The sequence below is a fragment of the Actinomadura sp. KC216 genome, from assembly GCF_004348535.1.
GTDB lineage: Bacteria > Actinomycetota > Actinomycetes > Streptosporangiales > Streptosporangiaceae > Spirillospora.
The window spans coordinates 1-7331 of record NZ_SMJX01000382.1 but is presented as its reverse complement, the minus strand read 5'-3'; the positions used below and the strand labels follow the sequence as shown (position 1 = coordinate 7331).

The following is a 7331-nucleotide window of genomic DNA, read 5'->3' as shown; positions in this document are numbered from 1 at the left end:
GGTGGTTTTGGCGAAGGGGAAACACCCGGTCCCATCCCGAACCCGGAAGTTAAGCTCTTCAGCGCCGATGGTACTGCATGGGAGACTGTGTGGGAGAGTAGGACACCGCCGGACATTTCTTATGGGGAAGGCCCCGCCGACAACGGCGGGGCCTTTCTTATTTGTCGGGGTTGGGTTTCCGGGTGCCGGTGAAGGCGTCCCAGAGAATGGCGGCGGGTTCGGCGGTGGCGAAGAGCGACTCGATGCGGGAGCGGTCGCCGTCCAGGTGGATGAGGGTCTGGATGCCGAGGAACATCGCGACCGCGATCATGCCGATGTCGCGTGACGGCACCAGGTCCTCGAACGCCGTCCCTTCGACGAGGCGCTGGACGGCGGAAGCCGCGAATCGGGACCAAGAATCGACATGCGCGAGCACTTCCGCTCGCAGTCGCGGGGAGGTCGCCGAGGCCGTGACGAGTTCCTGGACGGCGTCGATGTGCCCCTTGTCCGCCATGTCCTCGGCGTACAGCGCGCGGAGGCGGGTGATCAGGTCTGCGGCGTCCGTGCAGGAGCCGAGGGCCTCCTCGTAGCGGGCCTTGCGGGCCTGGCTCGTGTGCCGGAGGGCCGTGACGAGCAGGGCCTCCAGGTCGTCGAAGTGGTAGTAGATGACGCCCGGTGCGAAGCCGCCCGTGCGGGCGATGGATCGGGCGGTCGTGCCGCCGTAGCCCTCGACGGCGAGCGTCCGGATGGCCGCGTCGAGGAGACGGTTCCTGGTCTCCGCCCGTGACGCCATGCGCTCAGATCACTTTCCAGGGTTTCACGCCCGCCTCGGCGAGGACGGGGTCGAGGCGCCGCGCGAGCCGCGCGAGGTGGTGGCTCGGCACCTGCGGGTACAGATGGTGTTCCAAGTGGTACGTCAACTCCAGGAACAGGGCGGGGACGACGCGCCCGCGTAGTGTGCGGGTCTGCGTGAGCGGCGTGTCCCCGTAGTGCCGGTGCGGCAGGTGGACGGTCAGCAGCGGATACACCCAGCTTCCCACGATCATCATGACGGCGTACACGAGCAGCCCGCGCGACCAGGCGGCGCCGGCCACGACCGCCGCGAACGGCAGCGCCGCCTCCGCCAGCAGCCACAGCCGCTGGCCCGTCCGGCTGCGTCCGTACGCCCACCACCACAGGCGGGCGAGGAAGACCGGGCCGTAGAGGATCGCGCCGAGCGCGGACAGGTCGGCAGGATATCCCTCCGGGTCCTCGTCGCTGGGGAACGTCCGGTGGTGTTGCAGGTGCGTGGTGCGGTAGGCGTGGCCGCTTTCCAGGAGCACGGCGCCCAGCAGGAACAGGGCCCATTCCGTGGCCCGACTGCCGAGGCCCAGGGAACGGTGGACGACGTCGTGCGTCGCCGTCACCACGGCCACGAAGATCCCGAACGCGATGAGCGGCGTCGCCCACCACCATCCGGCGAGCCACGCCGCGGCGAACAGGGCGATCCCGACGTACGGCAGCGCCAGCGTGCGGACGCGGCGCGGGCGGGTCGTGACGAGAAGGTCGGGGCCGAGCTCGGACAGTTTCGGCAGCGTCATCGGGCCACCGCCGTCCGCCGCGCCGACTTGAGCGCCTCGTCCGCGACGATCCTGCTGCCCAGCGCGCACGCGACGGTGCCGAGGCCGGGCCAGGTCGAGTCGCCGACGAGCCACAGCCCCGGCACGCCCAGCGAATGCGGGACGGCGTTCTGGTTGGCGTTGCCCGGCGTCTGGTGCGGTCCGCCGACCGCGCCGCCGGGCCGGAACGCGAAACGTTCGTAGGAGCGCGGCGTCCCGACCTCCCACACGCGTGCACGCTCGCCGAGATTCGGATGGACGCGGCGTGCCAGGCCGACGAGACGCTCCCCGATCGCGTGCTTGCGGGCCTCGTAGTCGGCGTGCGGCAGGTCCCGCCAGCCGGCGAGCCCCGTGTGCGTGGAGATCATGACGGCGCGTTCGCCGGGCGGGGCGCTGTCGGTGTCGCCCCGCGCGGACACCGACACGAACATGTTGTTGCCGTCACCGAGCGGCCGGCCGTAGTCGTGCAGCAGCTGGTGGTGGGTGAACTCCTGCCCGGCGACCTCGGCGTCCGGGACGCCGAGGAACACGACGATCGCGCCGCCCAGCTCGTTCGCGTCCCGCTCCAGGTAGGGGCGGAGCGGGACGGCGAGGTCGGGGACGACGCGCGCGGTCGTGGCGGCTGGCAGCGCGCTCACCACCTGCCGGGCGTGGACGACGCCATGGCTGGTCTGGACGGTGAACGCCCCCGCCCGTCCGGACACCCGCTCGGCCCGGCAGCCGACGCGGAGCCGTCCGCCCATCGCGCGGTAGTGCGCGGTGAAGCGCCGCCAGAAACCGCGCATGCCGCCGTCCGCGCGGGTCAGGCCCGCGCCGCGGATCGTGACGCCGAGCGCGGCGTTGATGAGCGGGGCCCGGTCGACGGTGCTGTGCACCGTGTCCTCCACCAGCATCGACAGGAGCCCGACCAGCGGCGCGTCGCCGCGCAGCCCGTGCCGGACCAGGACGTCCCCGAGCGTGGTGTTCAGGTGGCGGGCGAGCGGGACGCCGCGCGGGCCGAGCGCCCGCAGATTGTGCACGGCGTCGGCGGGGCGGCGCATCGGCAGCCGGACACCGGAGCGGCTCGCGTCCCAGAACACCTGCGCGATCCGGTCGAGCCGCGCCCAGAACGCCCGGTGCCGGGGGCTGTCGCCCAGCGCCCGCAGCCGTTCGCGATGCCATGCCCCGGTGTCGCGGTAGAGGGTGACCTTGCGGTCCGGCAGCCAGCCGACGTAGCCGGGCAGCGCCTCGCCGGGCGCGGGATCCATCCCGATGCTGTCGAGCAGCTCCGCGCCGACCCCGCCCGGCTCGAAGTCGACCATCGTGGTCGCGCCCACGTCGAAGGAGAAGCCGCGCCGCCGGTAGTAGCCCGCGCAGCCGCCGACATGGCCGTGCGCCTCGATCACGAGCGTGGACAGCCCGGCCGCCTGGAGCCGCGCCGCCGTCGCCATCCCGGCGAGCCCGCCGCCGAGCACGGCCACGTCGCACGACGCCGGGAACCGGGCAGCCCTCGCTGGACGACCCATCTGAACGCTTGTTCTGAACATGTGTTCAGAGTGCGCTCGGCGCGGCGTCCCGTCAATGGTCAGGACGAAGGGCGGTCGCCGCGCTCGATCAGGAACATGAGGGAGAGCATCGCGGCCCACGTCCAGATGGCGGCGCCTCCGGCGAGCATCAGCCGGTACTCGCCCGCCGGGAACGCGGCCAGCCCGAGGACGAGGTAGACGGCCACGGCGGCGACGCTGTAGATCGTCCAGCCGCGCCGTCCCTCGCGGGCGAAGCGGCGGGCGAACACCAGGCAGGCCGCGCTGAGCGCGAGGCCCATCCCGACCGGCGCGAGGTTGTGCAGCATGCCGTGCCAGCTGACCTCGCCGGCGCCGGCGGGCGTCCCGGCGGGGAAGCCGTCCATCGGGTCGGTGGGGAACACGCCCGCCCAGACCAGGCTCGCGCCGTAGACGGCGATGAGCGCGGTGCCCCAGGCGCGTCCCGCCGAGCCCGGTGCCAGGACGCGGCGCAGCCCGGCGGCGGAGGCCAGCACCAGCACCCCGCAGACCAGGAAGTTGGCGGTCTGGATCCAGCCGTGCTCGCCGAGGCTGAGCATGCTCAACGGGTGGCGGGCGGCGTCGAACCCGTCGCGCGTCAGGGCCTGCGCGACGATGAGCAGCACGAACAGCGGCCCCGCGACGGCCCCGCCGCCGAGCAGCACGCGGGTGGGAACCGCCAGCCGGGGCGTGGCGGTGGGGTCCAGGGTGTCGGTGGACATGGCGGCCTCCTAAGCCGTCGGAATCGTCAGGTGTAGAGGGGTTCGCCGGTTTCCAGCAGCGTCTTCAGGTCGCTGAGCGTCTGGCTCCAGCCGCCGCCCGCGCCCGGGAGCTCGCCGTTGGTCTGCGCCGCGGTCTGCGGCGCGCCGGTGACGTCGTGGGTGACGGTCAGCCGCGAGATGCCCTGCTCGTCGTCCTCGATCTCGTAGGTGAGCCGGGTGGCGGGCTCGTCGAGGTACAGGGCCCGCCACGTCTGGACGAGCCTGCGCGGCGGATCGGCCTCGATGACCTCGCCGTCGAGCACCACGTCCGGGGCGCCGTGCTCCTTCATGACGTCGCTGGCCAGCCCGCGGAACGCGCCGCCGGGACGCAGGTCGTACTCCACCGGCGCCTGGTAGCCGTACTTCACGGCCCACTCCGGCTTGGTGATCGCGTCCCAGATGGCCTGCGGGGTCGCCTTGATGTACACGCGGTACACGTGGACGGCCCGGCCGCCCTCGGTGCTCGTGTCGGTCGTCGTCATACCGGACTCCAGTTCTCGCTTGAGGTCGGCGAGCGCCGCGGCGGGCCGCTCGGTGTACTTGCCGATCCACCGGTCGTGGATCAGCCGGATCGGCACGGGGTTGAGGAAGTGCAGCTTTTCCCTGCCCGAGCGGCGCGCGACCACCAGCCCGGCCTCCTCCAGCACCCGCAGATGCTTGGCGACCCCGAACCGGGTCATCTCCACCTCCGCCTCCAGTTCGCCGAGCGTCCGCCCGTCCCGGGCGAACAGCAGGTCGAGCAGGAAGCGGCGGGTCGGGTCCGCCAGCGCCTTGAACGCCAGATCGTCGTCCTTCACACCGCGAAAATAGGTGACCAAAAGGTCACATGTCAACCATGCTTCAGGGAGCAGGGCGGTCCGCTATGGTCGGGGCCATGCCGCTCTCACCTCGCCTGGCGACGATCGTGGACGCGCTGCCGCTCGAACCCGGTATGCGGGTCCTGGAGATCGGCTGCGGGCCCGGCGCCGCCGCGCGGGCCGTCGCGGCGCGGCTCGGCACGGGGCACATCCTCGCGATCGACCGGTCCGCGAAGGCGGTCGCGCAGGCGGAGGCCGCCGGGGCGGACGAGATCGCGTCGGGGCGGATGAGCGTCCGGCAGGCCGCGATCGAGGACTTCGTGCTGGAGCCCGGTGAGGCCCCCTTCGACCTGGCGTTCGCGGTCCGGGTCGGCGCCCTCGACGGCCGCCACCCGGAGGCGGGCCGTGCGGCGATGCGGCGCATCGCCGCGGCCCTGGCGCCGGGCGGGCGGCTCTTCATCGACGGCGGCGACCCGCTACGCGAACTGGCCGTGAACTGACCGCCCGACGCCCGAGATCAACGACCCGGGGCGGCAGGGCCGCGGGTCAGCGGGACGGGAAGGCCGCGGGTCAGCGGGACAGGGCCGTGTCGAGGGTTGCGGCCCACTGGCGCAGGAGCCGGGTCCGGCGGGCGGAGTCGTCGGTGAGGAGGTCGGCCAGGCCCAGGCCGCGGACGAGGTCGAGCGTCGCCTGGACCGTCTCGCGGACGCCGGGGACGCTCTCGTCCGCGCCGAGGGCCTCGACGGTGAGGCGGTGCGCCTCCCGCCCGACCCGGGCCTCCAGGGGAAGGACCCGCGCGCGGAGCTGCTCGTCGGAGCTGGCGGCGACCCAGAGCTGCAGCGCGGCCCGGAACAGCGGGGTCGTGTACATCTCGCCGAGCATCATGACCACGTCCAGGGTGGACGGGCGCCGCCCGGACGGCACGACCAAGCGCTCGCGGATCTGCGCCACCCGCACCTCGGACCCGTACTCGACCGCCGCGGTCACCAGCTCCTCGCGCGTCCTGAAGTGGTGCTGCGCCGCGCCCCGGGAGACGCCGGCGCGCTCGGCGACGACGGCGACGGTCGTCCCGGCCCATCCCACGGAGGCGAGGCACTCGACGGCCGCCTCCAGCAGACGGCGGCGCGTGGCCCGGCTGCGATCCTGCCGCGGTTCGCGGGGGAGTGCCTGCGTGGTCATCAGGCCGCCCATGCTACGCGGCCCCTCACCCCGGGCCGCGCCGTGCGGCTGTGACCGCAAGAACAATCATGCGTGATTGATTTTCTGATTCGGGGCTGGCAAGGTTCGGGCCATGAGCCAACCGCTGCGGGTCGGCAACGCCTCGGGCTTCTACGGCGACCGGTTCTCCGCGATGCGGGAGATGCTGGAGGGCGGGCCGCTGGACGTCCTCACCGGCGACTACCTCGCCGAGCTGACCATGCTGATCCTGGGGCGCGGCAGGCTGAAGGACCCGGAGGCCGGGTACGCGACGACGTTCCTGCGGCAGATGGAGGAGTGTCTCGGGCTCGCCGCGGAGCGGGGCGTCAGCATCGTCGCCAATGCCGGTGGGCTCAACCCGCGCGGGCTCGCGGAGCGGCTGCGCGAGCTGGCCGGACGGCTCGGCCTTGAGGTGCGGGTCGCCCACGTGGAGGGCGACGATCTGCTCGCGCGGGCGGAGGAGCTGGGCTTCGGGCACGAGCGGTACGGGGCGCCGCTGACCGCGAACGCCTACCTGGGCGCGTGGGGGATCGCCGAGTGCCTGCGGGACGGCGCCGATGTGGTGGTCACCGGGCGCGTGACCGACGCCTCGCTGGTCGTGGGGCCCGCCGCCGCGCACTTCGGCTGGGCGCGGGACGCCTGGGACGCGCTGGCCGGCGCGACCGTCGCCGGGCACGTCCTCGAATGCGGGGCGCAGGCCACGGGCGGCAACTACGCCTTCTTTGAAGAAATCTACAACGTAAAGGCGCCGGGCTTTCCGGTGGCCGAGATCGATGCCGACGGGTCCAGCGTCATCACCAAGCACGAGGGCACGGGCGGGGCGGTGACCGTCGGGACCGTGACGGCGCAGCTTCTGTACGAGATCGGCGGGCCGTCCTACGCCGGTCCGGACGTCACGGCGCGCTTCGACACGATCGAGCTGGCGCAGGACGGGCCCGACCGGGTGCGGATCGGCGGCGTCCGGGGGCTTCCGCCGCCCCCGTCCACCAAGGTGTGCCTCAACCACCTCGGCGGCCACCGCAATGAGATGACGTTCGTCCTCACGGGTCTCGGCGCCGAGGCGAAGGCCGACCTCGTCAAGGCGCAGATGGAGGCCGCGTTCGGTGATGCCGCGCCCTCGCGAGTCGAGTGGACGCTTCTCGGGGCCGCGAGGCCCGATCCCGCGACGCAGGGGGAGGCGACCGCGCTGCTCCGGTGCGCCGTCCTCGACCCCGACCCGGAGAAGGTCGGGCGGGCCTTCAGCGGCGCGGCGGTGGAACTGGCCCTCGCGGGGTACCCCGGCTTCACGATGACGTCCCCGCCGGGCAAGGCGAGCCCCTACGGCGTCTACACCCCGGCGTTCGTCCCGAACGAGGCGGTCGAGCATGTGGCCGTGACCCACGACGGCCGTCGCGTCCCCATCCCGCCCCCGCCGGCCACGATCGACTCCCCGCCCGGGGCCGCCGTGGTCGAGGCGGGTGAACCGGTGGACGGCCGGCG

Annotated in this window: 8 protein-coding genes and 1 rRNA gene; 3 read left to right on the top strand and 6 right to left on the bottom strand. The window is 73.2% G+C overall.

The genetic code is table 11. The features are described 5' to 3' along the window. A 5S ribosomal RNA gene (rrf, locus tag E1264_RS37685) occupies positions 1–114 on the top strand; the annotation flags it as partial. 43 nt (positions 115–157) lie between these two features. On the opposite strand, the gene E1264_RS37680 is transcribed toward rrf, so the two are convergent. From E1264_RS37680 to E1264_RS37660, 5 genes are read right to left on the bottom strand one after another with little or no spacing between them, the layout of a single operon-like run. Then, positions 158–772 (bottom strand): TetR/AcrR family transcriptional regulator, encoded by a 615-nt coding sequence (locus E1264_RS37680; RefSeq protein WP_132181532.1) that lies wholly within the window; start codon positions 770–772, stop codon positions 158–160. Between the two features lie 4 nt (positions 773–776). After that, complete coding sequence (locus E1264_RS37675) at positions 777–1559, bottom strand: fatty acid desaturase (RefSeq protein ID WP_132181530.1); 783 nt, start codon at positions 1557–1559, stop codon at positions 777–779. Continuing rightward, positions 1556–3082 (bottom strand): NAD(P)/FAD-dependent oxidoreductase, encoded by a 1527-nt coding sequence (locus tag E1264_RS37670; RefSeq protein WP_207936775.1) that lies wholly within the window; start codon positions 3080–3082, stop codon positions 1556–1558. The genes E1264_RS37675 and E1264_RS37670 overlap by 4 nt, the downstream gene beginning before the upstream one ends. 59 nt (positions 3083–3141) lie before the next feature. Beyond that, positions 3142–3819, bottom strand: coding sequence for a DUF998 domain-containing protein (locus tag E1264_RS37665; RefSeq protein WP_132181526.1), 678 nt, complete (start codon positions 3817–3819; stop codon positions 3142–3144). Positions 3820–3845: 26 nt separating this feature from the next. Then, on the bottom strand, positions 3846–4655 hold the full coding sequence (locus E1264_RS37660) for a metalloregulator ArsR/SmtB family transcription factor (RefSeq protein WP_132181524.1): 810 nt from the start codon (positions 4653–4655) through the stop codon (positions 3846–3848). 77 nt (positions 4656–4732) lie between these two features. Between E1264_RS37660 and E1264_RS37655 the strand changes: the two genes are divergently transcribed. Further along, positions 4733–5155 carry a class I SAM-dependent methyltransferase gene (locus E1264_RS37655; RefSeq protein ID WP_132181522.1) on the top strand — a complete coding sequence of 141 codons (423 nt, stop codon included), beginning with the start codon at positions 4733–4735 and terminating at the stop codon, positions 5153–5155. A gap of 70 nt (positions 5156–5225) precedes the next feature. On the opposite strand, the gene E1264_RS37650 is transcribed toward E1264_RS37655, so the two are convergent. Beyond that, complete coding sequence (locus E1264_RS37650; RefSeq protein ID WP_207936766.1) at positions 5226–5834, bottom strand: TetR/AcrR family transcriptional regulator; 609 nt, start codon at positions 5832–5834, stop codon at positions 5226–5228. A gap of 112 nt (positions 5835–5946) precedes the next feature. Between E1264_RS37650 and E1264_RS37645 the strand changes: the two genes are divergently transcribed. After that, on the top strand, positions 5947–7331 hold a 1385-nt coding region (locus E1264_RS37645; RefSeq protein ID WP_132181518.1), incomplete at its 3' end, for an acyclic terpene utilization AtuA family protein.

Coding starts and splice junctions, on each gene's coding strand:
- E1264_RS37680 (WP_132181532.1), bottom strand. CDS start 772: ATGGCGTCACGGGCGGAGACCAGGAACCGTCTCCTCGACGCGGCCATC.
- E1264_RS37675 (WP_132181530.1), bottom strand. CDS start 1,559: ATGACGCTGCCGAAACTGTCCGAGCTCGGCCCCGACCTTCTCGTCACG.
- E1264_RS37670 (WP_207936775.1), bottom strand. CDS start 3,082: ATGGGTCGTCCAGCGAGGGCTGCCCGGTTCCCGGCGTCGTGCGACGTG.
- E1264_RS37665 (WP_132181526.1), bottom strand. CDS start 3,819: ATGTCCACCGACACCCTGGACCCCACCGCCACGCCCCGGCTGGCGGTT.
- E1264_RS37655 (WP_132181522.1), top strand. CDS start 4,733: ATGCCGCTCTCACCTCGCCTGGCGACGATCGTGGACGCGCTGCCGCTC.
- E1264_RS37650 (WP_207936766.1), bottom strand. CDS start 5,834: ATGACCACGCAGGCACTCCCCCGCGAACCGCGGCAGGATCGCAGCCGG.